At 62.5% G+C, this 23,715-nt stretch carries 23 protein-coding genes and 1 pseudogene; 10 read left to right on the forward strand and 14 right to left on the reverse strand.

Annotated features, from left to right (window positions below; genetic code table 11):
* Nucleotides 1–71: 71 nt before the first annotated feature.
* The 6 genes from AADW18_RS10565 to AADW18_RS10590 form a co-directional block, all read right to left on the reverse strand.
* Nucleotides 72–539: a hypothetical protein gene (locus tag AADW18_RS10565; RefSeq protein WP_337343344.1), complete on the reverse strand. Its 468-nt coding sequence runs from the start codon at nucleotides 537–539 to the stop codon at nucleotides 72–74.
* Nucleotides 540–541: 2 nt separating this feature from the next.
* Nucleotides 542–763, reverse strand: a complete 222-nt coding sequence (locus AADW18_RS10570; protein WP_337343345.1) for a helix-turn-helix transcriptional regulator — start codon at nucleotides 761–763, stop codon at nucleotides 542–544.
* Between the two features lies 1 nt (nucleotide 764).
* Entirely contained in the window at nucleotides 765–1,301 is a 537-nt protein-coding gene (locus AADW18_RS10575; RefSeq protein WP_337343346.1) for a DUF2975 domain-containing protein, read from the reverse strand.
* 135 nt (nucleotides 1,302–1,436) lie between these two features.
* Entirely contained in the window at nucleotides 1,437–2,015 is a 579-nt protein-coding gene (locus tag AADW18_RS10580; protein ID WP_337343347.1) for a DUF1579 family protein, read from the reverse strand.
* A 57-nt stretch (nucleotides 2,016–2,072) separates the two neighbouring features.
* Nucleotides 2,073–2,960 carry an alpha/beta hydrolase gene (locus AADW18_RS10585; protein WP_337343348.1) on the reverse strand — a complete coding sequence of 296 codons (888 nt, stop codon included), beginning with the start codon at nucleotides 2,958–2,960 and terminating at the stop codon, nucleotides 2,073–2,075.
* Between the two features lie 298 nt (nucleotides 2,961–3,258).
* Nucleotides 3,259–4,155, reverse strand: coding sequence for an NAD(P)H-binding protein (locus AADW18_RS10590; RefSeq protein ID WP_337343349.1), 897 nt, complete (start codon nucleotides 4,153–4,155; stop codon nucleotides 3,259–3,261).
* A gap of 141 nt (nucleotides 4,156–4,296) precedes the next feature.
* Here AADW18_RS10590 and AADW18_RS10595 point away from each other — a divergent pair, with 141 nt between their 5' ends.
* Nucleotides 4,297–5,175, forward strand: a complete 879-nt coding sequence (locus AADW18_RS10595) for a LysR family transcriptional regulator (protein ID WP_337343350.1) — start codon at nucleotides 4,297–4,299, stop codon at nucleotides 5,173–5,175.
* A gap of 348 nt (nucleotides 5,176–5,523) precedes the next feature.
* Here the strand turns inward: AADW18_RS10595 and AADW18_RS10600 are convergent, their stop codons facing one another.
* From AADW18_RS10600 to AADW18_RS10610, 3 genes are all read right to left on the reverse strand, one after another.
* Nucleotides 5,524–6,432: a DUF1080 domain-containing protein gene (locus AADW18_RS10600; RefSeq protein ID WP_337343351.1), complete on the reverse strand. Its 909-nt coding sequence runs from the start codon at nucleotides 6,430–6,432 to the stop codon at nucleotides 5,524–5,526.
* A gap of 205 nt (nucleotides 6,433–6,637) precedes the next feature.
* Nucleotides 6,638–7,285, reverse strand: a complete 648-nt coding sequence (locus AADW18_RS10605; RefSeq protein ID WP_337343352.1) for a gluconate 2-dehydrogenase subunit 3 family protein — start codon at nucleotides 7,283–7,285, stop codon at nucleotides 6,638–6,640.
* Nucleotides 7,282–8,967, reverse strand: a complete 1,686-nt coding sequence (locus tag AADW18_RS10610) for a GMC family oxidoreductase (RefSeq protein WP_337343353.1) — start codon at nucleotides 8,965–8,967, stop codon at nucleotides 7,282–7,284. The genes AADW18_RS10605 and AADW18_RS10610 overlap by 4 nt, the downstream gene beginning before the upstream one ends.
* 176 nt (nucleotides 8,968–9,143) lie before the next feature.
* On the opposite strand from AADW18_RS10610, the gene AADW18_RS10615 reads away from it, so the two are divergent.
* The 9 genes from AADW18_RS10615 to AADW18_RS10655 all read left to right on the forward strand — a co-directional run bounded on the left by AADW18_RS10615 (nucleotide 9,144) and on the right by AADW18_RS10655 (nucleotide 19,133).
* Nucleotides 9,144–10,055 (forward strand): sugar phosphate isomerase/epimerase, encoded by a 912-nt coding sequence (locus tag AADW18_RS10615; protein WP_337343354.1) that lies wholly within the window; start codon nucleotides 9,144–9,146, stop codon nucleotides 10,053–10,055.
* Between the two features lie 4 nt (nucleotides 10,056–10,059).
* The gene (locus tag AADW18_RS10620) at nucleotides 10,060–11,865 is read left to right on the forward strand and encodes a GMC family oxidoreductase (RefSeq protein ID WP_337343355.1); all 1,806 of its coding nucleotides are present in this window, start codon (nucleotides 10,060–10,062) and stop codon (nucleotides 11,863–11,865) included.
* Nucleotides 11,865–12,488 carry a gluconate 2-dehydrogenase subunit 3 family protein gene (locus AADW18_RS10625; RefSeq protein WP_337343356.1) on the forward strand — a complete coding sequence of 208 codons (624 nt, stop codon included), beginning with the start codon at nucleotides 11,865–11,867 and terminating at the stop codon, nucleotides 12,486–12,488. The genes AADW18_RS10620 and AADW18_RS10625 overlap by 1 nt, the downstream gene beginning before the upstream one ends.
* Nucleotides 12,488–13,858, forward strand: a complete 1,371-nt coding sequence (locus AADW18_RS10630; protein ID WP_337343357.1) for a Gfo/Idh/MocA family oxidoreductase — start codon at nucleotides 12,488–12,490, stop codon at nucleotides 13,856–13,858. The genes AADW18_RS10625 and AADW18_RS10630 overlap by 1 nt, the downstream gene beginning before the upstream one ends.
* Nucleotides 13,849–14,685 carry a DUF1080 domain-containing protein gene (locus AADW18_RS10635; RefSeq protein ID WP_337343358.1) on the forward strand — a complete coding sequence of 279 codons (837 nt, stop codon included), beginning with the start codon at nucleotides 13,849–13,851 and terminating at the stop codon, nucleotides 14,683–14,685. The genes AADW18_RS10630 and AADW18_RS10635 overlap by 10 nt, the downstream gene beginning before the upstream one ends.
* 225 nt (nucleotides 14,686–14,910) lie before the next feature.
* Nucleotides 14,911–15,597: a DUF1080 domain-containing protein gene (locus tag AADW18_RS10640; RefSeq protein WP_337343359.1), complete on the forward strand. Its 687-nt coding sequence runs from the start codon at nucleotides 14,911–14,913 to the stop codon at nucleotides 15,595–15,597.
* Nucleotides 15,598–15,656: 59 nt separating this feature from the next.
* Nucleotides 15,657–16,841 (forward strand): MFS transporter, encoded by a 1,185-nt coding sequence (locus AADW18_RS10645; protein WP_337343360.1) that lies wholly within the window; start codon nucleotides 15,657–15,659, stop codon nucleotides 16,839–16,841.
* A gap of 85 nt (nucleotides 16,842–16,926) precedes the next feature.
* Complete coding sequence (locus AADW18_RS10650; protein ID WP_337343361.1) at nucleotides 16,927–17,979, forward strand: sugar phosphate isomerase/epimerase; 1,053 nt, start codon at nucleotides 16,927–16,929, stop codon at nucleotides 17,977–17,979.
* Nucleotides 17,976–19,133, forward strand: a complete 1,158-nt coding sequence (locus AADW18_RS10655) for a Gfo/Idh/MocA family oxidoreductase (RefSeq protein WP_337343362.1) — start codon at nucleotides 17,976–17,978, stop codon at nucleotides 19,131–19,133. The genes AADW18_RS10650 and AADW18_RS10655 overlap by 4 nt, the downstream gene beginning before the upstream one ends.
* Before the next feature lie 17 nt (nucleotides 19,134–19,150).
* On the opposite strand, the gene AADW18_RS10660 is transcribed toward AADW18_RS10655, so the two are convergent.
* From AADW18_RS10660 to AADW18_RS10680, 5 genes and pseudogenes are all read right to left on the reverse strand, one after another.
* Nucleotides 19,151–19,543: a hypothetical protein gene (locus AADW18_RS10660; RefSeq protein WP_337343363.1), complete on the reverse strand. Its 393-nt coding sequence runs from the start codon at nucleotides 19,541–19,543 to the stop codon at nucleotides 19,151–19,153.
* 117 nt (nucleotides 19,544–19,660) lie between these two features.
* Nucleotides 19,661–19,924: pseudogene (locus tag AADW18_RS10665) on the reverse strand (barstar family protein); the annotation flags it as partial.
* Between the two features lie 139 nt (nucleotides 19,925–20,063).
* Nucleotides 20,064–21,035, reverse strand: a complete 972-nt coding sequence (locus AADW18_RS10670; protein ID WP_337343364.1) for an alpha/beta hydrolase — start codon at nucleotides 21,033–21,035, stop codon at nucleotides 20,064–20,066.
* 475 nt (nucleotides 21,036–21,510) lie between these two features.
* Nucleotides 21,511–22,221 (reverse strand): LytTR family DNA-binding domain-containing protein, encoded by a 711-nt coding sequence (locus tag AADW18_RS10675; protein ID WP_337343365.1) that lies wholly within the window; start codon nucleotides 22,219–22,221, stop codon nucleotides 21,511–21,513.
* A complete protein-coding gene (locus tag AADW18_RS10680; protein ID WP_337343366.1) occupies nucleotides 22,218–23,279 on the reverse strand; it encodes a histidine kinase in 1,062 nt (353 codons plus the stop codon). Before AADW18_RS10680 ends, AADW18_RS10675 begins: the two co-directional genes overlap by 4 nt.
* Nucleotides 23,280–23,715: the final 436 nt, after the last annotated feature.

Below are 23,715 nucleotides of genomic sequence, written 5' to 3' on the forward strand. Positions count from 1 at the left end.
CACCCGGGGCGCTTCATATGGAAGCTCCACGTTCCCGGGTGCGCTGCGCTTACCCGGGCTACATCAGATTTTCATGGCAGAACCTGCTGCCCGATAGCCGCGCGCGCTGGTCGTGCACCACGCACGTACGTGCGCCACGCGTAACCCCATGGCACCACCAGCGCCAGCAGCGGAAGACCGTAGAAGGATTCGGCGATCGGCTGCGCGGCCGATCCGTCCATCGAGCCCGCCTGCCACAGCGGCACGGCAACGAAGGCCAGCCAGATCGCTTTGTAGCCGATGGTGAAGAACATCAGCGGCAGCCAGCGCAATGGATGAAACAGGCCGAAGAAGGCGAGGACGGGGTAGGTCGCCCACACCGCCCACGCGATTGCCGGCAACGGCTGCCAAGGTCCTTCATGTGTCAGCAGCACCTGCCAGGCGTTTGGTGCGACGAACACGAGCATCAACAGATAGAACAGCCGCAGTCCCCAGATATTGATCGGGCGCACGCCCTCGTAACGCAGCGGGTCCGTGCGGAAGAAGTTCGCGATGGCCATGGTCAGTCCTCGGCGGGTTGTGTGGGGTCGTAGACCAGCAGGTCGCCCGGCTGGCAATCCAGCGCGTTGCAGATCGCCTCGAGCGTGGAGAAGCGCACCGCCTTGGCTTTGCCGGTCTTGAGGATCGACAGGTTGGCGACGGTGATGTCCACGCGCGTCGCCAGCTCGGTCAGTGTCATGCGCCGCGCGTACAGCAATTCATCGAGGCGAATCATGATCGCCATGTCACACCGTGCCTTCGAGGTCGGTGCGCATCCGCGCCCCTTGCGCGAACACGCCGGCAAGCACGAACAGCAACAGCACCGCCAGCCAGGGCGTGAACGAAAAGCCATCGCCCATGTCCACCGGCTGCGCTTGCGTGGATACCGCGGCCGCGATCAGCATGATCGCCAGTCGCAGCACCTGTCCGGCGAGCACGCACCAGGCAATGGCGGTCAGCCGACGGGCGTTGTCCGCGATGAAGGGATCGCCATCGCGCACCGTATCCACGATGGTTCGCAACTTCCGCAGCACGATGTGCACCAGCACGGCGCCGGCGAGTCCGAGTACGGCGATCCACTGCAGCGCCGTGGCAAGCGCAGGGTGGGCAACGTCCATCCTGAAACCCAACACCGCCCAGGGCCAGCCAGGCCGCACGCTGGGCGCCACGACACTGGCGACCAGCAGCACGACGATAAATAGCCCGTAAAGAATGTTCAGGGCAGTCAGGCCGGTGATTACGGGGCGGGCAACGGCGAGGGCACGGCTGGCAGTGGCGTTCATGCAGGGAATCCCGGCGGTATCGTGAAACGATATTAAACATATCGAATAACGATATGCACTAGGCCATAGGTCATCCCTGCCGGATATCCGATTTCCTGGCGGATCCGGTGCAGGCCAGCCTTTGGATCGAACCTGCTATCGAACGCGGGTGAAATCCATGATCCAGTTCGTTTCCCAGGTCTTTCCGGCGTCGGTCGAATACGCCTGTTCCCAACGCGCGGAAGTCGCCGTGATGCGCGACCAGATGAACCGCGTGCGGGTCGGCTTGCCGTTGAGTATTCCGTCCGAATAGAAGGTGCCTATGCCATCGACGAAACGGCCTTTGACCGGCGGGTCCAGGGCGCCCAGTGGATTGCGGCCGTCGACCCACCAGATCGCCCATTCATCGGTCTTGGGTTCATAGGCGCGCAATGCGACGCCACGGGTGACGCCGTCTGGCTTGAAGAACGTGTTGTCTTCCACGTTGGCGGCACCCTCCATCAGGCTGCGATTGCTGCTGGTGCCTTCGAACTCCTGCCATTGCGAATCGCTCGCACGCTTCACGCGATGATGGACGCGCCATTCGCCTACCTGAAAATCGAAACCGCGCGCGCCTGACTGGCTGGCGTCGGCCACCTGCGGGACCTTGGCGCTGTCTTGGCCGTGCGCAGGAGCAATGGCGCTCAATGCGAGCGCCAGTAGCGCGGCAATGAGGCTTGCGTGGAAGCTCTTCATGTGTGATCCCTCAGCGGTCGGTTGAACTGCAACCACTACTGGCCTGATTGGCCGGCATCATTCGCGCTTTCCGGTTCGTTTGCTTTCCCCTTGCGTGCGCCTGATGAAGTCGAGCATGAGTGGCGCCGCTTCCGCCGAATTCGTCTCGAGCAGTAAGTGGCCGGCGTCCAGAACGTGGGTTTCCATCCTCGGCAAATCCTGCATCCACGACAAGGTCTCGGCGAGATCGAAGAATGCATCATGCCTTCCCCAGATCATCAGCGCGGGCGGCTGCCAGCGCGCGAGGTAGTCGGCGATGGCGTCGAACCGCTCGATGTAGTGTCCATAGTCGGCGAGGAGTGCTCGCTGGGCATCCATCCGGCCGGGCAGGTTCATCACTCGCCAATCCTCTTCCCAGCGTTCGGCCGGAATCCGCGCTGCTACTTCCGATGGAACACCGGAAACATATTGGGCGTGCGTACCTTCCAGTGTCAGGTGCGCGGTCGCCGCTGCTTCGTTTTCCGGGTTGGGATTCGCGTAATAGGCCAGCGTCTGTTCCCATTGCGGGCCGAATCCGCTTCGGTGCGCGTTCGCGTTCTGGATGATGAGACCAAGCACCTTCTCCGGCGCTTGCATCGCGATATGGAACCCCACCGGAGCTCCGTAATCGTGGAGGTAAATGTAGCGTGGTCCGACCGAGAGCCGGTCCAGCAGCTCCGAAATAGTTTGACCATAGGCGGGAAACGAGGACGTCGGCAGGACGTCGGACTCGCCAAAGCCAGGCAAGTCGACAGCAATCACGTACGCGGTCTGCGACAGCTCGGGCGTGACTTCCTCAAACATCCGCGAAGAATTCGGAAGACCGTGCAGGAGCAGCACGGCAGGCTTGGACGCTTCCCCCGCCGTGGTGAACGACAACTCCGTGCCGCCAGACAAGCGAAGGCGTTGCCGGGTTACATGGCTCATTTCAGCACTCCTCCAACCGATGGGTCACCCACGATGTCTACGAAGGCAATCGTTCCAGCGAGATTGTCACGGGAGCGTGTTCGTGCTGCGCATGACATCGCCGTGGAGGAGCGGCGTCCCGCCGCGAGCTCTTGCGTTTCAAAATAGCTGTTGAAGCCCGACCGTCCGCCATCTGAACGCGCTGCGGCGCGCTCGTGATCGTGCACACCGGGAGGCTACCGGGGCGCGGAGCGGCGTCCCGCCGCGAGCTCTTGCTCTTCGGATATCCCAGGCCGAGGTAGCCATCCCTCAGATACGCCTAGCCCGCGCTAGCCTCATACGCTGGTTTGAAAACCGTGGCCGCGAAATCCTCCAGCGTCGTCGGCATGATCTCTGTCGGGCCTTTCTCGTACTCACCGTTCAGGAGTCCGCTGGAGAAGGCGACGCTCATTTCCTCCAACGCCGCGGCAGTGCTCGCGGAGAAACCGTGCTCCATCAGCGCCGCCTTGCCTTCATGCGGATTGGACTGCACATACGCGAGGTCTGGTTTGCCGATGGCCGCGCCGAGCAACGCCGCCGATTCGCGCATCGTGTAGAGACGTGGCGCGCGCAGGTGAAGTACGTGCTTGTCCGGGGCGGAGGGCGTGCGCAGCTCGCGCGCTATGACCTGCGCGATATCGGCGGTAGCCACCATCGGCAGCGGCGTATCGGGAGCGGTCATGTCTGCGTAGACGCCGATGGATGGAATCATATCGATCGCGAGAAGATGGTTCTCGAAGAAGTAGCCGGGCCGCACGTGCAGCACGTCGACGCCGGCGAGCGCATTGAGGCGCACCTCCTGCCGATGCAGGCCGGCGATCGGACCGGTGCCGGAGCTCAGATGCGCGCCGGTGCTGCTGAGGTTGACGACGCGCTTCACGCTGGCCGCGGTAATCGCTTGTGTGATCGCCGTTCCGATCCGGTCCAGCGAAGCGTCCAGGTCGGGCGCGGAATACGGGGTTGGGATCATGGTGTAGACGGCCGTGGCGCCTGCGAATGCCGTGGCGAGAAAGCTCGCGTCAGCGACATCGCCGGTGGCGATGTCCGCACCGGCGGCCTTGAGCGCGCTAAGCGAGTTTGCATTGCGGCCGACGACGCGGACCGCGGCGCCCTGCGCGAGAAGAAGCGTGGCGAGTTTGGAGGTGATGTTGCCGTTGGAGCCGAGCAGTACGTACATGGCGAATCCTTATCAGTCGGTGAGGTCGATGGATGCCATGCTGCGCGTCGGAATTGTTCCGAAAAAGCGCCCGAGCGATAATTCATTGTTCAGTTAAGGAGAACGATCTAGATGAGAGCTCCCGCCATTTCCTTGAGCCGTTTGGCCGCGTTCGCCGCCGTCGCGGAGGCGGGATCGTTCACCGCCGCGGCAGAACGCCTGAACACAACGAAGTCCGCCGTCAGCCAGGCCGTCACGCTGCTGGAGCGCGAGCTGGGCGCGCAGTTGTTGCAGCGGTCCACGCGCAAGCTCGCCATCACCGAAGCGGGCGAATCATTCCTTGCCGACTGCCGCGCGCTGCTGACCGGCGCCGAAGCCGCGATGGAGCGCGCGCGCACAGGGCGCGCGCAGCCTTCGGGTACGTTGCGGCTTACCAGCCCTCAGGGAGCGGCCAGCCTGGTTGCCCGATGGATCGCGAGTTACCGGGAGCGTTATCCCGCCATGCGCGTCGACTACGTGCCCACGGACCGCAAGCTCGACCTGATCGCCGAACACTTCGACCTCACGATTCGCGTCGGACCGATGGCGGATTCCAGTCTGCGCGCGGTAGTGCTTGAGGAGCTCCAGATCTGGACCGTCGCGGCCCCCAGCTACCTCGCTCGGCACGGCACCCCACGCAAGCCAGCGGACCTTGCACGCCACGAGTGGATCGCGCTGTCGCTTTTGCCCACGCCATGGTCGCTGGATCTCGAGCGCGGCGGACGCAAGCTGCGCGTGAAGCTGGGTGGCGCGATATCAGTGGCGAGTACCGACGCGGTAATGCAACTGGTGATGCAGGGCGCAGGCATCTCTTACTTTCCCAGCATGGCCGACCTGCGCGCCGAGGTAGAAGCAGGGCGCCTGGTTCGTCTCTTTCCTGGCTGGACGAGCAGGAAGATGTTTCTCCATGCGGCGTATCCAGGAAACATCGCCGCACCCGCCAAGACGCGCGCCTTCATCGATCTTGCGAAGGAAGCCGTGAACACATCAGTCGGGCGATAAGCAAGGCGCTTTCCTTCCCTTTTTCAAAGGGGATGACCCGCCATTCGGCGGTTGAAAAGCATGTAGCCCGGGTAAGCGCAGCGCACCCGGGGCGATCTCCGAAGCAAGAGCTCGCGCCGAGACGGCGCTCCTACAACAGCAATAGCATGTAGCCCGGGTAAGCGCAGCGCACCCGGGACGATCTCCGAAGCAAGAGCTCGCGCCGAGACGGCGCTCCTACAGAAGCTTGCCGTTGCCGTTGTAGGAGCGCCGTCTCGGCGCGAGCTCTTCCATGAGGTCGCGGGTAGCGAAGAACTCGCGCTTGCGATCCGGGCGCGATGCGATCTTTGGCCTTACCCGGACTGCATGCTATTTACTCGGCTTCGCGCCTTTCGCGTACACGCAGCTTTCAGGCTGGGATTTGACGTAATAGCGCTTGTAGTTGCTTGCGCTGTTATCCATGCAGCCAGCCAGGTTAAGCAGTTCCACCTTGCGGAACTCGATCGGATGCGACTCGCTCTGCAGTGAGATGTAGCCGCCTTCGATCAGCTTCCCGTCGGGTTTGTCGGCGGGATCGAAATCCGCTACGGCGCCACCGCCGAACTGTGGCAATGCGTACTCGAGCACTTCCTCACCGTTGACCACATGGGTGATCTGCCCGCTACCGAGAACCAGTATCTCAGCGCGAACCCATTGGTCGCCGTCGAACGTCTTCGACGCGGAGCTCAGACAGTGTTCCGGATAGATCGAACCCTCATACACGACGTCCGTTCCCGGCGTGCATAGATTCATGGTGGAGCGCGCCTTGCCGTCGCTCAGACCACCGAGGAATTGCACCTCGACGGAAATGGGGAAGTCCTGGTTTAGCCCCATCGTGCGCGGATGCGGCGAATGCAGCATCGCGCCGCTGTTTCGCGCCGCCCAAACCCCGGGACCATGTGGCGCCTGCTCACCGACGAAGCGGTATTCCACCACCAGGCGATAGTAGGAAAACGGATCCTTGTAGAAGAGGTGTCCGAACTTCTTGCCGAAGGATTCGTACTGGTCGTAGCTCACCTTGAGCAGGCCGTCCTCGACGCGGAACGTATTGGCGAAGTTGTCACCGAGTGCGTGACCGGCGATCTTCGGCGTCCATCCGGCGAGATCTCGACCGTTGAACAGCGAGATCCATTCTTCTTTTTCGGCCGGCGTCTCCGCCGCGGCGCTGCCTGTCAGCAGTACGGCGAGGAGGAAGAAAAAGCGGCCGGATCGCGCGATGTAACGGGAATTCGGAGTCATGCGTCAGTCCTGTCGTCATATGGGGCTGGTTTGCTTGCGCTGTCCCTTCTCCCATCGGGAGAAGGTGGCGCGAAGCGCCGGATGAGGGGCGAGCGAAGAGAGGGTGTTCGAGCGCCTTGTTGCATTGGAGACTCGGAGGGCGCCGCTTCGTTCGCCCTCACCCCAACCCCTCTCCCGGTGGGAGAGGGGCTTCAGGTACAGCGGATCAGAACCGCCAGCTCGTCTCCGTGGCCCAGGTCCTGCCGCCCTTGCCCGCCTGCTTCAGTGGCACGCATGCGTGATATGCGCCGGGAACCGGGCGGTACTGCAATACCTGGGTGGCGCCGGGTTCGGACATGAAGTAGCCGAGCATCGTCAGCTCTTTCATCATGAGGATGAAAGGGCGCCGCCGTTCGGAAAGCGGAAGCGTCGCCTCTCGCTCCTCCTCGACGGCCGGATCGTGCAGCTGTTTCACCAGCGCCGCGCGCTGTGCCGGTTCCAGTTCAAGGAACGCGCGCCCGTGCTCGCGCTTGGCCTGTGCTTCGAAATCCGCGAGCCCGGAGAGAAAGTGCGTCTGATCATCCTTCGGGTAGACGTCCTTCATCATCTTATCGACGAAGGCCGGAACACCGACGTCCTTCGCACCCGGCGTATCCGTGCGCGGGATCATGACCTCGGCGACTTCCGCCACCAACGCGACTTGCGCCTGGGTGAGGAACACCGGCTTCCATTCGGTTTTCTTGCCTGCGGCATCCGTATCGGGCTCGGCGGAGCAGCCACTGAGCACGCCAAGGATGGCCGGCGCCGAAACCGCGCCGCCCATCAACAAGGCAACACGGCGTATCGCCTCGCGGCGGTTGATGTCGGTCTTCATATATTCATCCGCTTGAGTTCCTGGACGGCGTGATCCGCGGCGCGCGCGGTCAACGCCATGTACGTCAACGATGGGTTCTGGCATGCCGAAGATGTCATGCAGGAACCATCGGTGACATACACGTTCTTGCAAGCATGCATCTGGTTCCAGGCATTGAGCACCGAGGTTTTCGGATCCCGGCCCATGCGTGCGGTGCCCATCTCATGGATGCCCAGGCCCATCTGGTCGCCGCCATGGAACTCGTTGACATCCTTGAATCCCGCGGCTTCCAGCATGGTTGCGGCCTCGGCCGCCATGTCCTTGCGCATCTTCAGTTCGTTCTCGCGCATCACCGCATCGAACGCCAGCACGGGAAGACCATGCTTGTCCTTGCGGGTGCCATCGAGCGTGACGCGATTATCGTGATACGGCAGGGTTTCGCCGAAACCGACCATTCCCATGCGCCATGGTCCGGGTTCCGCGGCCTTCGTCTTCAGGTCCGCACCCAGCGTGGAATCCTTGAGCAGCCGGGTCCATCCGGCTCGCTCCGCGCCGCCCTGGTAACCAAAGCCGCGCAGGTAGGATCGCTTGTCGTTGCCGATATTGACGAAGCGCGGAATGTAGATGCCGTTCGGGCGCTGGCCGCTGTAGTACTTATCCTCGAAGCCTTCGACCATCGCCGAGGCGCCGACGCCCAGGTGATGATCCATGATGTTGCAGCCGAGCTCGCCGCTGTCGTTGCCGAACCCCTCCGGAAACCGGCTGGAGACGGAATTCATCAGTATCTGCGTGGAACCGAACGTGGACGCGCAAAGGAAGATCACCTTGGCGTGGAATTCCATCTGCTCGTTGGTTTCCGCATCCAGCACACGCACGCCGCTGGCTCGGTCGTTCTTCGCGTCATAGATGAGTTCGTAGACGATCGAATTGGGCCGCAGCGTCATGTTGCCGGTTTTCTCCGCCGCGGGAAGCGTGCTGGAGTTGCTGCTGAAGTAAGCCCCGAAAGGACAACCGCGAATGCACAGGTTACGGTACTGGCACGTGCCGCGCTGTGGACTGTGCGCGAGTGGCGCGGTGAGGTTGGCCGTCCTGCCGATGGTCATCGCGCGCCCCATCTTGTCGGCGATTGCCTGCTTCAAGTGAAGCTCGACACAATTCATCGCCATCGGTGGCTGGAATTTTCCATCGGGCAGTTGCTCATAGCCTTCTGCCTGCCCGCTCACGCCAATGAAACTCTCCACGTGGTCGTACCACGGCGCGAGATCCTGGTAGCGGATGGGCCAGTCCACGCCAATACCTTCTTTCGCGTTGGCCTCGAAATCCATCGGGCTCCAGCGGTATGACTGCCTGCCCCACATGATGGAACGGCCACCGACGTGATAGCCGCGTATCCATGCGAAGGGCTGCTTTTCGACGTAAGGATGATCGACGTCGTTGACGAACCAGTGTTTGGTCGCTTGCGAAAGCGCACCGCTGCGCTGCGCGACATTTTGCTGTTGGCCGTCCTCCTGGGTGGGGCGGCCGGCATACGGCAGCTCCCAGAGATGATCGGACGTAGTGGGGTAATCACCATGCTTCACCATCCGTCCGCGATCGAGCACCAGGGTTTTCAATCCCTTCTCGGTCAACTCTTTCGCAGCCCATCCACCGCTGATGCCGGTGCCGACCACGATTGCGTCAAAAGAATTATTCTCAGCCGCCATACCTTCGCTTCCTCAAGCCCACGCTCGGTCACGACTCTACCGCGAAAAGTGGGTAATATCGAAACGTTGTATCAAGACGAGCATCAGACAATGGGCGGCGCGATGAAGTTGTCGCAATGCAACATTGCTAGATAGATATCAACCGATATATTTTTTGAAGGGGCAAAGCGAACACCATGTTGACCCGACGTGCATTTCTTCAACGCAGTTCGCTGGCACTTGCCGCGATGACTTCCCTCGATGCCTTTGCCGCGAATGCCGCGAAACCACGCCTCGGGCCGCTGAATAAACCTGTCGGGCTGCAGTTGTGGACGCTCCGCGACGAGGTCGCGAAGGACCTGCCGGGCACGCTGAAGGCGGTTAGTGCGATCGGGTATGGCGAGGTTGAATTCGCAGGCATACCAAAAGCGACCACCACCGAAATACTGTCCATGCTTCGCGACAACGGCCTGACCGCGCCCAGCATGCACTGCGGCATGGCCGATGCGCAGAAGGACTTCCAGCAGCGCGTCGATTACGCGCAGGCGATCGGTTCGCGATACATCGTGATCTCGTTTCCGTCGACCGCGGATGAGCGTTTCAAGGACGGCAATGCACTCGCGGCCGGCATGACCCTGGACGACTGGAAATGGAATGCCGAGCAACTCAACCGCTTGGGCGAGCTCACGCGCAAGGCGGGCATCACCTGCGGTTATCACAATCACAACATGGAATTCCGTTCGTTCGACGGCGTGGTGGCGTATGACGAACTGCTGCGGCTGACCGATCCGAAGCTGGTGACGATGGAGTTGGACATCGGCTGGGTCGCCGCGGCCGGCGCCGATCCGTTGAAGCTGCTTACCCAACATGCCGATCGGATTTCTTCGCTGCACATCAAGGACGTACGCAAGGATGCGAAGACAATGGTCGATCGCGTCGATACCCAGACCGTCGAGATCGGCAGAGGCCGGGTGGACTGGCCGAAGCTGTTCGCCGCCATGGATCCGCAGCGGATCCAGCATTACTTCGTGGAGCAGGAAAATTTTGAACGAGCACCGATGGAAAGCGTGAAGCTGAGTTTCGATTACCTAAGCCGTTTGAAAGCGTGACGCCGTGGCTTTCATAACTGCGGGCGACATCAAAAAACAAGCGTATGACGTGATCGTGGTGGGCTCCGGCGCAGCCGGCGGCCAGACTGCCTACACGTTGTGCATGGAAGGCGCCCGAGTGTTGATGCTCGAAGCCGGGCGCAACTACAAGCCGGAAACCGAAACGCCGATGTTCCAGACTCCGGACCAGGCGCCGCTGCGTGGCACCTCGACACCGGAAAAGAACTTCGGTTTCTACGATGCCACCGTCGACGGCGGCTGGCAGGTACCCGGCGAACCGTACGTCAACGCGCGCGAGGATCATGCCGGCAGGTTCGATTGGTGGCGCGCGCGCATGCTCGGTGGCCGCACCAATCACTGGGGCCGGATCTCGCTGCGCAATGGGCCCTACGATTTCAAACCCTACAGCCGCGACGGCCTGGGCTTCGACTGGCCGATCGACTACGCCGACGTGGCGCCGTACTACGACAAGGTCGAGATGCTGATCGGCGTGTACGGCGAGAACGACGGCCTGGAGAACACGCCCGATTCGTCTCCCGGCGTATTGCTGCCACCACCCAAGCCCAAGGTCAGCGACCTGCTGGTAAAGCAGCGCGCCGGGCGCCTGGGTGTTCCGGTGATTGCCGGCCACCGCGCAGTGCTGACGCGGCGCCTGGATGCGGACAACCTGCCGGCCAAACTGCATCCGGGCAACCCCGAAGCGCAGCGGATCCTGCGCGAGTCGATGCTGCGCCGCGCGGCATGCTGGTGGGCCACGCCCTGCGGTCGCGGCTGTTCGACCGGCGCCAACTATCAATCGACCACCGTACATCTTCCGCCGGCATTGGCGACCGGCCGGCTGGATATCGTCTGCGATGCGATGGTGCGCGAGACGGTATTGGGTGCGAATGGCAAGGCCGAAGGCGTGCGCTTCATCGACAGGACCAGCGGTGACGAATACACCGCTACCGCGCGCGTGGTGGTGTTGGCGGCCAGTGCCTGCGAAACAGCACGGATCCTGCTCAACTCGAAATCCACTTCGTTCCCCAACGGCCTGGCCAATTCCAGTGGCAAGGTCGGACGCTATCTGATGGATACCGTCGGCACCGACCTGACCGGACAAGTGCCGTTGCTGGAGAACCTGCCGCTGCACAACGAGGACGGCGCCGACGGCGGTCACATGTATTCGCCGTGGTGGCTCTACAAGGAACAACTGGCAGGCAAGCTCGGTTTCGCGCGCGGCTACCACATCGAGTTCGGTGGCGGCCGGCGCATGCCGGACCTGTACACCGCCGCTGGACTGGAATCGCTCACCGGTGGCAGCTACGGTCTGAAGTTCAAGGAGGATGCGCGCCGCTACTACGGTTCCTTCGTCGGTTTCGCCGGCCGCGGCGAGATGATCCCGAATGAGCATTCGTATTGCGAGATCGACCCGCAGGTGAAGGACAAGTGGGGCATCCCGGTACTGCGCTTCCACTGGCAGTGGTCCGAACACGAGAGACGCCAAGCCGTGCACATGCAACGCACCTTCGCCGACATCATCGAATCGATGGGCGGAACCGTGCGCGGCAAGGTCGAGACCGACGGCGCCAAGGCCATCGACCCGGGCGGCTCGATCATCCACGAACTGGGCGGCGCGATCATGGGCGCCGATCCGAAGACCTCGGTCACCGATCGTTGGTGCAGGACCTGGGACGTGGACAATCTCTACATCACCGACGGTGCAGTCTTCGCATCCAATGCCGACAAGAACCCGACCCTGACGATCATGGCGCTGGCCTGGCGCGCCTCCGATCACATCCTGGCGCGCATGCGCCGCAAGGAGCTCTGATGGATCGCCGTACTTCGTTGAAGTGGATGTTGAGCGCGGCGGCGCTGCCGCTGGTGCACCTGGCCGGTTGCAGTTCCGAGCCGCCGCCCAAGCTGCCCTCGGGCGTGGGCTACGGCACCGATCCGGACCTGCTCAAGGTCTACGGGCCAGGTTCGGTCTGGCCGCTGACGCTGAGCGAACGGCAGCGCGCCACCGCCACCGCGTTGTGCGACCTGATCGTCCCGGCCGACGCGAATGCGCCGGGAGCGGTTGCGGTCGGTGTGGTCGCTTTCATCAACGAATGGGTCAGCGCGCCGTATCCGCAGCAAGCCGCCGATCGCAAGCGGATCCTGGCCGGATTCGACTGGCTGGATGCCCAAGCGGATCAGCGCTTTTCACGCAGCTTCGCTGGATCGAGCGTGGTTCAGCGCATCGAGATCTGCGATGACATCGCCTATGTGCCGCGGGCGCGTGCCGAGTTCAAGGAGGCCGCGGAATTCTTCGCTCGTTATCGCGACCTGACCATTGGCGGGTTTTGCACATCGCCACAGGGGCGGCAGTACCTGGGCTATGTCGGTAACGTGCCATTGACCAGTTTCGACGGCCCGCCGCCGGAAGTGCTCAAACTCGTGGGGGTGGGCTGATGCCGCCGGTCACGCGCCGCGATTTTCTTGCCGCCGCGGCGGCGGCTGGAGTGCTGGCGGCTCCTTTTGGCTCCGCCATATCGGCGCCGCGCGTGCGGCGGCCCGGGCCGAATGATCGGCTCAACATCGCAATGATCGGTGTGGGCGGTGTTGGCGGCAGCGCGATCAACGCGCTGCGCGATGAAAACATCATTGCGTTCTGCGACGTCGACGAGATGCAGGCCAACAAGCAATTCCAGCGCACGGCCGAAAAGGACCCGGAAGGTTGGGCGCGGATGAAGGATGCACGGCGCTTCAACGACTACCGGCGCATGTTCGACGCGCTGACCAGTCGCATCGACGCGGTGGTGATTTCCACGCCCGACCATATGCACTTCCCCGCGGCGATGACCGCGCTGGCGCTGGGCAAGCATGTCTATTGCCAGAAGCCGCTGACGCATACCGTGTGGGAAGCACGCGAACTGACGCGCGCAGCACGCAAGGCTGGTGTCGTTACCCAGATGGGCAACCAGGGCCATGCTGGCGATGGCTGTCGCCGCCTGCGCGAATGGGTCCAGGCCGGCGTGCTGGGTGAGGTGCGCGAGATCTACAGCTGGACCGATCGCCCGGGTAATTTTTGGCCTGCGGTGAAGGGACGGCCGGACCACAGCAAGGGCGCCCCGCCAGTGCCGGCGACGCTGAACTGGGATGCCTGGCTCGGGGTGGCGCCACCACGTCCTTACGATCCCGCGTATACGCCTTCGAAGTGGCGAGGCTGGTGGGATTTCGGTACCGGGCCGCTGGGCGACGTCGGCTGCCACATCATGGACGGCGCCTACTGGGCTTTGGACCTGGGCGCGCCGGAAGCGGTCGAAGCGATGGTGGCTGGTGCGACCGCCGAGGGAACCGCGACCGCATCGGTAGTGACATTCCATTTCCCGGAACGCGGTTCGCTACCGCCGGTGAAATACGTTTGGTCCGATGGCGGTATTCAGCCGGTATTGCCGCCGGAAATCGAGATCGGACGCACCCTGGATGCCGAAGCCGGCACGCTCGTGGTCGGCAGCAAGGCGACCGCGCTGTGCAGCTTCTACTACGACGATGTGCGGATCGTGCCGGAAGCCAAGGCGCAGCAGATCGCGTTGCCGGCGCCGAGCATTCCTCGCGTCCAGGGCGGCCCGTTCGTCGAGTGGGCGCGCGCCTGCAAGGGCGGGCCGACGCCAGGCTCGCATTTCGACTACGCAGGGCCGTTCACCGAGACGGTGCTGCTGGGCGTGTTGGCGCAGCGCATGCAACGGCGGCTGGACTGGGATGCCAAGGCAATGCGCGTGAGCAATGTGCCCGAGGCCAATCGGTATTTGAATAAGGAGTATCGGCAGGGATGGTTCTGAAACTTGCTTCGAAGAAGCCTGCTTCAAACAAGCGTGCTTCAAACAAGCGCTGGCGCCTGGCTGGTCCAGCGTGTTCGGTCGTGGTGCTGACCTGCGCGCTGTCGGCCGCGGCCGGTGAAAAAGCACTGCCGCCGCCAGAAGAGACCGAGGTGTGGCAGCCAGTGCCCCCGAAGGTCGACGCGCCTGCCAATGGCGTGCCCAGTGATGCCAAGGTGCTGTTCGCAGGGACGGACACCGGTGCATGGGAGCACGCCGACGCAAAGACGGAAGACGGCCGCCCGGTCCGCTGGAAAGTGGTGGACGGTGCGTTGGTAGTAACGCCAGGCAGCGGCGACATCCGCACGCGCGAGGCATTCGGCGATGTGCAGTTGCACCTGGAGTTCCGCACGCTGGCGCAGCCTACGGGCGAGGGGCAGGGTGCCAGCAACAGCGGCGTATTCCTGATGGAGCGCTACGAGTTGCAGGTGCTGGATTCGTATCGCAACACCACCTACGTCAACGGCCAGGCGGCTTCGGTGTACAAGCAGTACCCGCCGCTGGTCAACGCCAGTCGGCCGCCTGGCGAGTGGCAAAGCTACGACGTGCTGTTCCTTGCCCCGCGCTTCGCCGCTGATGGTCGTGTGTTGGCGCCGGCACGCATGACGGTGCTGCACAACGGCGTGCTGGTGCAGCACGACGTGGCGTTGCGTGGACCCACCGAATACCGGGGCCAGCCCAAATACGAAGCGCATGCCGCGCAGCTGCCGTTGCGGTTGCAGGATCATGGCGATCGGGTGGCGTTTCGTAATATCTGGATTCGCCCGATCGCGCGGCCGGTGTCGCCGTGAGCGTGATGCCGCTTCCATCCTTCTCTGTCATCTGGAGCCGATGGACCTCCCTTCGCCCTTCGGGAGACAAATCGGCAGGACTGCCGATTTGCACGGCGAAGCCGCCCGCAGGGCATTCAGCCATGCACGACCCGATGGGTCGTAAGCCGCATACCTTCATCCCAGGGGGAGAAGGGAAAAGCGCCCATGCCGGCCTCGCGCCGGTCTACTTGGAGAACAACTCGCATGTACATTCGTTTGCTCGTCGCCTGCCTGCTGGCATTGGCCAGTGGTATGAGCGCGCACGCTGCAGAACCGGCGTCTGAAAAACAGGTCGCTGAAAAACAGGCCGCCAAAAAACAGGCACGCCAGGCCTGGCAGCCCTTGTTCGACGGCAAGACGCTGGACGGCTGGCGGGCCAGCGAGGCGCCGGGTTCGTTCATCGTGCGCGATGGCGCGATAGTCGTACGTGGTCCTCGTTCGCATTTGTTCTACGTAGGCGACGTGGCCGGTCACGATTTCCGCGACTTCGAATTGCAGCTTGAAGTCATGACCAAGCCCGGTGCCAATTCCGGCGTGTATTTCCATACCGCCTGGCAGGAACAAGGTTGGCCGGCAAAAGGCTATGAAGTGCAGGTCAACAACAGCCAGAGCGACCCCAAGCGCACCGGCGGCCTGTATGCGGTCAAGGACAACTACCAGGCGCCGGCCAAGGACGACGCCTGGTTCACACTGCGCATACGCGTCGAGGGCCGCCGCATTCGTACCTTCGTCGACGACAAATTGATCGCCGACTACACGCAGCCCGATCAGCCGGAGCGACCGGCCGACATGAGTGGCCGGGTGCTATCCTCGGGCACCTTCGCGCTGCAGGCGCACGACCCGGATAGCGAAGTGCACTACCGCAACATCAAGGTGCGTGTGCTGCCATGAAGCATGCTGCTATTAAGTGCGTTGCCCTGAAACATTCGTCCCATCCGCGGAGATAACGTATGAACCCGCAGCGCCTGTTCGTCGCCAGTTGTATTGCCCTGTTAGCCACCGCGATGTCGTTCGCCATCCGCGGCGACATAATGGGTGAATTGGAGCTCGCATTCGGGCTCGACAAAGTCCAGTTGGGCTGGATCAGCGGCGCCGCGTTCTGGGGCTTCGGCCTGTCGATCCTGTTCGGTGGCACGTTGTGCGATCTGCTGGGCATGGGGCGAATACTGAAGCTGGCTGCCGTGGGTCATATCGCAGGCGTGCTGCTTACCGTGTTCGCCACCGATTTCACCATGCTGTTCGCGGCCACCGTGGTCATCGGCATTGCGAATGGTTTTGTCGAAGCCGGCATCAATCCGCTCATCGCCACGCTGTACCGCGAAAACAAGACCGCGCGGCTGGTCAAGCTGCACGCCTGGTTCCCGGGCGGCATCGTGGTCGGCGGTGTGCTCGCCTTCGGCTTCACCCAGCTTGGATTGGGTTGGCAGGCCAAGATGTTGTTGATGCTGGTGCCATCGGCGATTTACGCGGCGATGTTCTTCGCCCAGCACTTTCCCGATAGCGAACGCAAGGCGGCGGGCGTTTCCACCGCTGCCATGTACGGCGAACTCAAGCGTCCGCTGTTCCTGGTGGTGTTCATCTGCATGTGGTTGACCGCTGCTACCGAACTCGGCCCAGGCCAATGGGTCAGCAACATTTTCAACGAGGTCATGCACAGCACCCTGCAGGCCGGCGTACTGCTGCTGGTGTGGATCAACGGCATCATGTACGCACTGCGGCAATTTGGCGGCGGCTTGGCGCATCGGTTCTCGCCGGTGACGCTGGTCGCGGTGACGGCGCCTATCGCGGCGATCGGGTTGTGGCTGTTCGGACGTGCCGATACGCCCGTACTGGCGTTCGCGGCCGCGGCATTGCTCGCCGTGGGCACCGCGTTCTGGTGGCCGACCATGCTGGGGCTGACCTCCGAGCGCTTCCCGCGCGGCGGCGCGCTGGCGCTGGCGATGGTCGGTGCCGCCGGTGCGTTCTCGACCGCGGTGGCTGGCCCGGTCATGGGCTGGATCAACAACACCTATGGTGCCTCCAGCGTATTGCCGATATGGGCGGTGTTGCCGGTATTGATCGCGCTGATCTTCGGCATCCTCCATCTGGTCGACCGCTCACGCGGTGGTTATCGCATCGAACGCGTTGGTGCCTGAGAACAGCGGGAATGGGGAATAGTGGAATTTTCCATTCCCCATTCCCGTGTAAAAACATCAAATTGCCAATAACAGGAGTCTCCACATGCCACGTCCTGTCACGCTCTTCACCGGGCAATGGGCCGACCTCACGCTCGACGAACTCGCCAAGAAGACCGTTGCCATGGGCTACGACGGTCTGGAGCTGGCGTGCTGGGGCGATCACTTCGATGTCGAACGCGCGCTGGCTTCGCCGGACTATGTGCGTCAGCGTTGGAGCGTTTTGCAATCGCAAGGACTGGCCTGCCACGCGATCGCCAATCATCTGGTCGGTCAGGCGGTCTGCGACCTGGTGGACGAGCGCCATCAGGCGATTCTGCCGCCCGAGATCTGGGGCGACGGTGAGCCGGAAGGTGTGCGCCAGCGTGCCGCCGCGCGGATGATCGATACGGCCAAGGCCGCGCGCGCTTTCTTCGATGCGCGGCCGGGTGCGGCCACGATCGATTTCCCGGCGGTGGTCACCGGCTTTACCGGCTCGTCGATCTGGCATGCGGTCTACGCATTCCCGCCGACCTCGCAAGAGTATTTGCAGAAAGGATTCGACGATTTCGCAAAACGCTGGCGGCCGATCCTCGACGCCTTCGACGCGGTCAACGTGAACTTCGCCCTGGAAGTGCATCCCACCGAGATCGCTTTCGACATCGCCAGTGCGCAGCGCGCGCTGGAAGCGGTCGACCACCATCCGCGCTTCGGCTTCAACTTCGATCCCTCGCATTTCGCCTACCAGGGCGTGGACTATGTGCGCTTCCTACGCACCTTTGGCGACCGCATCTTCCACGTCCACATGAAGGACGTCTGGTGGGGACGCGGCGATGGCAGCGTGGGCGTATTCGGCGGCCATACCGACTTCGGCGACGCACGTCGCAACTGGGACTTCCGCTCGGTCGGACGCGGCGACGTCCGCTTCCAGGACATCATCGTCGCGCTGAACGACATCGGCTATCGCGGCCCGCTGTCGGTGGAATGGGAGGACGCGCGCATGGATCGCGTGCACGGCGCCACCGAGGCGGCGGCGTTCGTGCGCCAGCTCGATTTCCCGCCCAGCGCAGTCGCGTTCGATGCGGCGTTCGAAGGCCGCGGCCGCGGAGGCATGGTGTGATCGGACGCAAGCTGCGCTTCGGCATGGTCGGCGGCGGTCGCGGTGCCTTCATCGGCGCCGTGCACCGGATTGCTGCGCAAATGGACGGGCAGGCGGAACTCGTCGCTGGCGCGTTCTCGTCCGACCCGCAGCGCTCGCGTGATTCGGCGGCCGACCTGTTCGTGTCCGCCGAACGCGCATACGGCAGTTATCGCGAGATGGCGCTTGCCGAGGCGGCGCGCCCGTCCGAAGAGCGCCTGGATTTCGTGGTGATCGTCACTCCGAACGATCAGCATTTCCCGGCCGCGACATTGTTCCTGGAGCAAGGCTTCAACGTGGTCTGCGACAAGCCGGTCACGCTGACGCTGGCCGAGGCGCGCGCGTTGCGCGAGACGGTCGCGCGCAGCGGCAAGGTGTTTGCGCTGACCCACAACTACACCGGCAACGCGATGGTGAAGCAGGCGCGCGCACTGGTGCGCAGCGGTGCACTCGGCACGCTGCGCAAGGTGGTGGTGGAGTATTCGCAAGGGTGGTTGGCGCGCGACATCGAAAGCAGCGGACAAAAGCAGGCCTCGTGGCGCACCGACCCTGCCCGCAGCGGCGCGGCAGGGTGCATGGGCGACATCGGCACGCATGCGGAAAACCTGGCGCGCTACGTCACCGGCTTGCGCATTACCGAACTGTGCGCCGACCTGACCGCCTTCGTGCCGGGCCGCCGGCTGGACGATGACGGCAATCTGTTGCTGCGCTTCGAAGGCGGCGCGCGCGGCGTGCTGCACAGCTCACAGATCGCGGTCGGCGAAGAGAACAACCTGAGCCTGCGCGTGTACGGCAGCGAGGCTTCGCTGGAGTGGCAGCAGGAACATCCCAACGAGTTGGTCGTTAAATATCCGGACCGCCCACGCGAAATCCTGCGTCGCGGCAACGGCTATGTCGGCGAGGCCGCGCAAGGCGTTACGCGGATACCCGCCGGACATCCGGAAGGCTACCTGGAGGCGTTCGCCAACCTGTATCGCGAGGCTTTCCGTGCCATTGCTTTGGAAGTAGCGGGCGAGCCGTTGCCGGATGATCTCGATCTTCCCGGCATCGACGACGGCATTGCCGGCATGGCCTTCATTGAGGCGGCGGTGGCCAGCGCACGACAAGGTGCTGTCTGGGTGCCGGTTGCCGAGTAGAGGTCGTTCCGGTCCATTCAGAAGCTGGGATAGTGCGTGGCTTCGCGCCTCCTGAAGTCCGACGCCGAGACGCCGAATTCCTGTTGGCAATGGTCCAGCAGGGTCGATAGGTCGTCGAATATCTCGGACCGATAGTCCGTCGCGTTGTCGTTGAAGGCCTCCTGATCATCGTGATGCTCGCGAGCGACCTTTAACGACTCCAGGTCGTATAGCCAGTTCGTCTCGGAGGAAGGAGTCCTGCCTAGCCTGAGCACCTCCGGATACAAATCCTCCAATGAGAAGTGGCCTAGGTCGATCAGCTCCTGGTCTCGGGCGGTCAGATATGGTTTGGGGCGAACGATCAGATAGAAGGAAGCTGCGCCGTCGTCGACGATGCTTTCGAAGAAGGCGCCATCGGAGTCTGCCTCCATGGATGCCGGAAACGGACGATTTGCCTGCGCGATATAGGCCATAGGTAAAGCAGTGTGCCTTAAGGTTGACCTGAGCCGGCCCGCGAGGCAGGTCTGTCTGAATGGCTGGTTGGCGGCTTACGCACGGAATGCCAGCGCAAGAACCGGAGCATGGTCCATCTCTATGCGCCGCCAGTTCACGAAGGCCGCGCATTCCACAAGCACGGAGAACAACTCTGGACAACGATGCTTGAAATCCGGTGCCTGGTCGATGACCAGCGACAAGCACTCGCCTGGCCGTACATGCACGGCGGTCATGCCCGCATCGGGACGATCCAGGTCGGTGAGACAATCTATCCATGCATTCATGTTGCGGCCGTAGAACGCCGGAAAGCCGAACGCGGAGGCAAAGGCGGCGACTTAGGTGAACTAAACAGCATCTACAGCAATCTTACGTCTTCCGGCGTCCGGTCCGGTCTGTCTACCACACCCTCGCAAGCTTCATTCAGCGGGTCCAGTTTGTTTGACGCCCTAAGCCCACCTAGACACTCCAAAGCGTGCGTGCCTCTTCCGCGACCACTTCCGGCATCTCTTCTGGCCAGAACAGTTTTCCCCCCTCGACCGGGCGAACGCCGCGGGATCCCGGCAGAGTCTTATCAAGCCATGTCGCCCACAAGACCGGGAAAAGCGGGTCTGCCGTGCCCCACACCATGCGTGTCGGCGTATTCAACCGGCGCAGCGCCGGCTCGATCGCGAGCAGGGGGTTAGGGTCGAGCGCCGCCAGATACCGATTCAGTTGCGCCCTACGCAGCGGTGATGCAACCAGCGGCCTGAAATAGTACTCAATCGCCTCATCGGTGACGTTCGCCGGGTTCATGTAGGCGGAGCCGATGATGCCCTTGTCCGAACGAGCGTAGACGCGATCATCCGCGTGCCGCTGCATCTTCTGGTCATACGTGCCAGCCTTGGCGGCGTTGATTGAATTGCGCATTTGCGGCGGTGGGCAGTTCTCATGCACATCGCAGTTGGTCAGCAGCATCGTGCGAACGCGTTCCGGATTCTGTACCGCGAACAGCTGTGCGATGGTTCCGCCGCTGTCATTGGCGACCAGATCGACAGCGGGAATCGCCAGACTGTCGAGAAATGCCACCAGCATGTCGGCTTGCGCTTGAGGGGAAAGGTCCTGCTGTTCGGATACTTCCGTATAACCCAGCCCCATGAAATCCGGTGCGATGCATCGACGATGGGAAGAAAGGCGCTCCAGCGACCCGCGCCAGTGGTATCCGTTCAACGGCAAGCCGTGGAGGAACAACGCGGCCGGGCCGGTTCCGCGTTCCACATAGGCGATGCGCCCGAAAGGCGTTTCGGCAAAGCGGCGAAGTCGGGTGAATGCCGCTGCATCCAGCGCGATCCTTCCTTTGCTCGGAGTTACGCTGCAAGCGGAAAGGGCGGCTACGCTCGCGATCGAAGCACATGCCCCCAGGAAATTTCGTCGGTTCATCTCGGCTCCCATTCCAGCAACAGGTCATGCGCAATGATTCGAACTGAAGCCCTGGCAACCGTCAGGCGTGGCGGTATTGATGCAGCGATTCCTGGATCAAGCAACGCATCTGGGACGAACGACTGGAATTCGGGTGCGAGCGACAGACGCTCGGTTGATCAGACGAACGCCCAGGTCGCGTAGAGCGGAGCTGCGCCCCGCGATGGTCCCGAATCATTGGCGACAAGGCCGTCGCAACGGCGGGCGATGGTGAATAGCCGTCAAGTTGCTTCTGGAGCAGCCGAGCAAGCTCGGCTCTACAAGGGCGCTTCTCGTAGAGCGGAGCTTGCTCCGCTGCTTTTTAGTTCCATGCACGCAGGCGGAAGAGCAGCCGAGCAAGCTCGGCTCTACATGGCCGCGCAGAGCGGAGCTTGCTCCGCTGCTTTTGGTTCTGTGCACTGGCGGAAGAGCAGCCGAGCAAGCTCGGCTCTACCTGAGCAAGCCAGGATCAGATGCCAAGCGCCTTTCTCAACCTGTCCCGATAGCTGCGCCCTCCGGATAGTTTCTGACCGTTGTGCAGGCGAAACAGGTACTGTCCCGACGGCAACAATTCCATGTCACGCACCGATCCGATACGGATCACGCGGGAGCGATGTATACGCACGAACTGTGCGGGGTCAAGTTTGGCCTCGACGGCAGCAAGTGTCTCCCGCGTCAGGAATCTCTCTTGCCCGCAATGCACCTCGACATAGTTTGCGCTTGCGATCAGCGAGTCGATGGTCTGTACCGGCACCAAGCGCGTGCGCGCGCCCGCCTGCAATAAAAACCGCTCGGGAAAAACAGGCTTGCGCGCAGTCACTCGCGCCCGCAGGCGCGAAAGCGTGGCTTGCAAACGCCTCACCGTGAATGGTTTAAGCAGATAGTCGACAGCGTCGGTCTCAAACGCGCGAACCGCGTGTTCGGAGTGCGCGGTCACGTACACCACGCAGGTCTCGGTTGCGACCACGTTCGCTGAAACATGCAGCCCATCTATTACGGGCATGTGGATATCGAGAAAGGCGACGTCCGGACTGTGCGAGCGGAGCGCCGCTATGGCGGAAGCACCATCTCCACATTCCGCGACGACCTCGACGCCGTCCTCCTCGCGCAACAGACGCGATAGACGTGCTAGCGCCATTGGCTCATCGTCCACCACGATGGCGCGAATAAGCCCGCTCATGCAGCCTCCGGAAGGCGTTGCAACGGCAGGTCGATGTGGACGCGGGTTCCACTTCCGGGTGAGGTCACTACGTCAAGGCGGAAGTCGTCGCCGTAGAGGCATTGCAGTCGTGCGCGCGCGCTCGCCAGCCCCACGCCATGTCCAGGGACCGCGGCAGCTTCGCCGTTTCCATCGTCGCGAACTTCCAGAAGCAACCGATTCTCATGGGTCCGGGCGGTCACCTGGATACTGCCAGGCGCCATGCGTGGAGCGACCGCATAGCGGATCGCGTTCTCGACAAGAGGCTGCAACAAGAGCCGTGGTACCGCGACCGAACGTAGCGATTCATCCACGTCCAGGTGGAAGCGGAGCCGCGGGCCCAGCCGGACCTGTTCAATCCCCACGTAATCTTCCATCAGTTCGATCTGGTCGCCCAAGGTAGTCTGCTGCGTCGCTCCGCCGTCGATGCTTTGTCGCAACAGGCCTCCAAGCCCCACCACCATGCGATCGGCGGCCGTCACGTCGCGATGTATCACCTCGCTGATGGAGTGGAGCGCATTGAACAGGAAGTGCGGGTCAAGCCGTGCAGAGAGCGCTTCAAAGCGCGCTTGGGATAGCTGTGAATGCAGTTCGGCGTGCTGTTGCTGGCGTAGCCGGTCACGTCGCGCGAACGTGAGTGCATGTGCCACGCCAATGATCATCCAGGCAGTAAGCAAGTGACTGAGGAAACTCGTGCGCAGCAGCGCGGACCAGCTTGGCAATTGTTCATACCAGCCTACCCAGGGATTGAACGCCGCAAAGCACAGCGCGCGCATTACGATGATTCCAAAAACCGCCAACGTCAGCCAGCCAATCGACCGGAGTATGGTTCCGCGCTCCATGGGATGACGGCCCACCCACCAGAGAAGGAACATGGTGAATGGAATCCACAGCACCGCTTTGGCCATCTCCGTGCGCAGCAGGTAGGACGAGGCGACCTGGCCGGAAAAAGCTTCATACATCTGCCCTGTCCACACGATTCCCGTGAGCACCCACCAGGCACTCACCCAAAGCCAGGTTAAAGCCGTTTGTCGTTGCATGGCGGACTACTTCCTATCAAGGCTTCATGGTCTGCGAAAAATCCAAGCCGGAGTAATCGAGGCAGCCAGGCACGTATCTCGACACTCCAAATCCCCTTTCATTTCCGCGCCGGGAGCGCTTCCTAACCGCCACATAGCGGGTCATCCAGCGACTTCAGCGCGTTGAAAAACAAAGACGCTGAGTGCCCGCCTTCGCGGGAGTGACGATCAGAATCGAACTGTTCAGACCTTCCTTGGCTGCTGACGGCCACTCACCTTTGATTCGCGCCATAGCCTACTACCTGCTGACGTCCGCGCCACACGCACCCGACACTAACTTCCCGCGCGCAAGTTTCGGACGCAGGCTGCATGCATCCCAGCGCCTTTGTATATCCCGGGCCTTGGAGGAACTTTGCCACGAACGGTGTGCCCGAAAATATGACCTGTTAGGTCATTG

It is taken from the genome of Pseudoxanthomonas sp. CCNWLY206-1, from assembly GCF_039710385.1.
Taxonomy (GTDB): domain Bacteria; phylum Pseudomonadota; class Gammaproteobacteria; order Xanthomonadales; family Xanthomonadaceae; genus Pseudoxanthomonas_A.

Excerpts from the sequence above, each read along its gene's own strand:
- AADW18_RS10575 (WP_337343346.1), bottom strand. The coding sequence starts at position 1,301 with ATGAACGCCACTGCCAGCCGTGCCCTCGCCGTTGCCCGCCCCGTAATC.
- AADW18_RS10640 (WP_337343359.1), top strand. The coding sequence starts at position 14,911 with ATGTACATTCGTTTGCTCGTCGCCTGCCTGCTGGCATTGGCCAGTGGT.
- AADW18_RS10680 (WP_337343366.1), bottom strand. The coding sequence starts at position 23,279 with ATGCAACGACAAACGGCTTTAACCTGGCTTTGGGTGAGTGCCTGGTGG.
- AADW18_RS10600 (WP_337343351.1), bottom strand. The coding sequence starts at position 6,432 with ATGACTCCGAATTCCCGTTACATCGCGCGATCCGGCCGCTTTTTCTTC.
- AADW18_RS10610 (WP_337343353.1), bottom strand. The coding sequence starts at position 8,967 with ATGGCGGCTGAGAATAATTCTTTTGACGCAATCGTGGTCGGCACCGGC.
- AADW18_RS10625 (WP_337343356.1), top strand. The coding sequence starts at position 11,865 with ATGGATCGCCGTACTTCGTTGAAGTGGATGTTGAGCGCGGCGGCGCTG.
- AADW18_RS10660 (WP_337343363.1), bottom strand. The coding sequence starts at position 19,543 with ATGGAGGCAGACTCCGATGGCGCCTTCTTCGAAAGCATCGTCGACGAC.
- AADW18_RS10585 (WP_337343348.1), bottom strand. The coding sequence starts at position 2,960 with ATGAGCCATGTAACCCGGCAACGCCTTCGCTTGTCTGGCGGCACGGAG.
- AADW18_RS10670 (WP_337343364.1), bottom strand. The coding sequence starts at position 21,035 with ATGGGAGCCGAGATGAACCGACGAAATTTCCTGGGGGCATGTGCTTCG.
- AADW18_RS10650 (WP_337343361.1), top strand. The coding sequence starts at position 16,927 with ATGCCACGTCCTGTCACGCTCTTCACCGGGCAATGGGCCGACCTCACG.
- AADW18_RS10615 (WP_337343354.1), top strand. The coding sequence starts at position 9,144 with ATGTTGACCCGACGTGCATTTCTTCAACGCAGTTCGCTGGCACTTGCC.
- AADW18_RS10565 (WP_337343344.1), bottom strand. The coding sequence starts at position 539 with ATGGCCATCGCGAACTTCTTCCGCACGGACCCGCTGCGTTACGAGGGC.
- AADW18_RS10675 (WP_337343365.1), bottom strand. The coding sequence starts at position 22,221 with ATGAGCGGGCTTATTCGCGCCATCGTGGTGGACGATGAGCCAATGGCG.
- AADW18_RS10605 (WP_337343352.1), bottom strand. The coding sequence starts at position 7,285 with ATGAAGACCGACATCAACCGCCGCGAGGCGATACGCCGTGTTGCCTTG.
- AADW18_RS10590 (WP_337343349.1), bottom strand. The coding sequence starts at position 4,155 with ATGTACGTACTGCTCGGCTCCAACGGCAACATCACCTCCAAACTCGCC.
- AADW18_RS10630 (WP_337343357.1), top strand. The coding sequence starts at position 12,488 with ATGCCGCCGGTCACGCGCCGCGATTTTCTTGCCGCCGCGGCGGCGGCT.
- AADW18_RS10635 (WP_337343358.1), top strand. The coding sequence starts at position 13,849 with ATGGTTCTGAAACTTGCTTCGAAGAAGCCTGCTTCAAACAAGCGTGCT.
- AADW18_RS10645 (WP_337343360.1), top strand. The coding sequence starts at position 15,657 with ATGAACCCGCAGCGCCTGTTCGTCGCCAGTTGTATTGCCCTGTTAGCC.
- AADW18_RS10580 (WP_337343347.1), bottom strand. The coding sequence starts at position 2,015 with ATGAAGAGCTTCCACGCAAGCCTCATTGCCGCGCTACTGGCGCTCGCA.
- AADW18_RS10570 (WP_337343345.1), bottom strand. The coding sequence starts at position 763 with ATGGCGATCATGATTCGCCTCGATGAATTGCTGTACGCGCGGCGCATG.